Here is a 3,002-nt window from a genome sequence, read left to right on the forward strand (position 1 = left end):
CCAACTTATCGGAATATTCAATACATTTTTTTATATCCTGTTCGCTTTTATCATATTCCATTTTGTCAAAATATATCCTGGCTCTATAGGAATACGGCAATGATTTTCCCCATATTGAGTCTGTCAACTTATAAAGCTCTATGGACTTTCCAATTGCATCCATGGATTTTTCCATTTCTCCCATTTCATAGAGGCACTGACCGTAGTTGGCATAAAATATTGGTGTTCCTCCCAGCATATCAATGTCTTCGCACAGGGAGATGGCTTTGGTATAATGTTTAATAGCTTTGACGTATTCTTCTTCCAGTCTGTATGTTTCACCAAGCCAGTTGTATGATGCCGCCAGGTTTACCCTATATTTGTTTATTTCAGAAGAACTTTCAAATACTCTTATAGAATCAAAAAGATATTCTCTTGCCTTCACAATATCTCCTATCATTATTCTGTGATAGCCTTTTAGCCTGTACCAAATGGCTCTTTCTTCTTCCCTTTCATTTTTTGTAAGCTCAATAGATTCCTCTATTATCCTACCAAGATCATATTCGTCATACCTGTTCATGAATATGCAAACAAGTTGCCTGTTTGCCCTTATTATGTTTTGATTATTGATATTTTCAAATCCCATGCTGTTGAGCTTCTTGAGCTTTTCGATATAGGCCTTTCCCCTGTCGTATTCCCCAGCTCTGATATAATACCTTCCTATCATATGGTAAAACATGGATATTTGATTTTGAGTCTCCACCTCTACTGAGCTGGTGTCAATGTTGTTTACCCAGTCGGAAATTCTTGAAAAATGATGTTCAATATTATCACTTTCAATATTAATCTTTGCATTATAGCTTTTTTCGAATACAGGAAAAAATTCATGTGCAACACATAAATGGTTGTATAGATACTTTATTGTATATTCTATAAATTTATTAATATTGCCAGCTTTTTCATAGTGATGGATAATCTTTGAATAATAGAAAGATTCATTGAAGTTCCCTGTCAGCATGTTTTCAAGCAAAACTGCCGTTTTACTGTGAAGTATTTTCTTCTTAGCATAGGACATTTCCATATATACATATTCCTGTATCTTCATATGTGTGAAATGGTATACTATTTCATCGTTTTCATATCTTTCATCTATAAGCCTTTTGTCCATCAAACTTTCTATGATGTTTACAAGCTTTATTTCATCAAGTAGTGATAAAGTCATCAAAAAATCAAGCCTAACACCGTCAAAATGAGTTGAAATGATTTCAAGTATTTTCTTTTCATCGCTTTCAAGGATGCTTATTCGCTGATGAAGAAGATTCTTGATATTTGACGTTATGCCATTGAATACTCCCTTTTCCATGAAGCTACCCAGTATTTCCCTTATATAAAAGGGGTTTCCTTCTGTTTCATAATAAAACTTTTCAGCTTCACCTTCATTCAGTTTTATTTCCGGTGTTATGTGTTTTACAGCATCTATTGTTTCCTCTTTTGTGAATCTTTCCAGTTCAATGTTCTTTAGATGACCCGACCTTGTCATGTCGTATGCCATAATTTCGATTTTTTCAGGAATTGGTGTTCTTGTAGTCATGAGAAGCAGGACTGATCTGTTCTCATCCATTGTAAATATATTTCTTATGAGGGAAAGGCTAACATCGTCAATCCATTGAACATCTTCAAAAACTATTGCTATATTTTTATTCTCAAGAATTTTCAAGAGAAGATGAACCACTTCCATTTCAAGAACTTCATAATTTGAAAATATTATATTGTCCACTTCCATATCATTCATTATCTTGTCAGTTCTAAGAAATGGAAATACGGACACAAGTGGCGTAATCAGGTTTACAGGAATACTTTCAATAATATCTTCAAAGTCTTTGGCAATATTCTGAATTACCGAATACCAGGGCTTTAGGATAAAGTTTTTTTCAGCCCTGTAGCACTGGGTTCTGTATATTTCCACATCATCAAATTCCATACTTATGGATGCATTCATAAGACTTGTTTTTCCTATTCCTTCTTCACCTGTAACCAAAATTGAGCTGGCATCGATGTTGTCAGAAAATCTGTAAATCTCATTTCTAATTTTATCAATTTCTCCCGCTCTTCCATAGAGTTGGGATTTTGCAAATTCAACGTCTTGACCTATTTCTTTATCTGCATTGTTTTTAGATCTGTTCCTGTTGCTCCTGGCCTCTTCCACCATATACTTGATTTCCACACTTGGTGCTATTGCCAGTTCCTTCCTGAAAAGCTTTTCAATGGAATTGTAAAGTGTCGTGATCTTATTAAACTGGCCTTTTTTATCATATATTTCTATTAGATGCTTGTAAGTCCTTTCATCGAATTCATCCAATTCTATGATTTTCAAAGCTGCTTTTTCAGCCGTATCAAGGTCATCACTGACTATAGCTTCTTCAACAACGTCCATAGCATTTTCTATGAGGGTGGTCTTAATTTCATTTCTCTTCTCGTCTAGCCATTCGTTAAAAAGGCTGCTTTCTTTAAGATAGTATGATTTCATGAATTCTGTGTCAGAAATATCAGAAACCTTGGTTTTACCCGAAATCACATCATCATAGTCGCTGTATATCTCATAGTCTTCATTTAATGATATGATACCGCCCGATTGTTTAGTGAAGATTTCCTTGCCAAGAACCTTTCTAACAATATAAAGGCAATTTCTGTAGTTCTGCATCGCTTTTTCCTGGTTGAAGGAATCTCCCCAGAAAACATCTGCAATGGTACTCTTGGATGCCGATTTCATCATATACAGATATATAACTCCAGTCACCGTATATTTTCTTTAATATATTAATTATATCAAAGAAATATAAAAAAAATATCAAATTTATTTAAAAATTTGATATTTTAGATTTTTTGGATTTTTATATAAAAAGACTACAGCCTAAGCTGTAGTCTCTAATAATCAATTATTGTTTAATATCCTTCGCCATCTGATTTCTTTTCAGTCGCAATTGCAACTGAAGCACTGCATCCAAGCCTTTCAGCTCCTGCAA

General features: G+C 34.0%; 1 protein-coding gene. It reads right to left on the reverse strand.

Translation table 11 applies throughout. The features are described from left to right. Nucleotides 1-2,752: AAA family ATPase (locus tag AC3AX0_RS07835; protein WP_487549748.1), on the reverse strand; the 2,752-nt coding region annotated here is incomplete at its 3' end. Nucleotides 2,753-3,002: the final 250 nt, after the last annotated feature.

Source organism: Dethiosulfatibacter sp. (genome assembly GCF_983023055.1).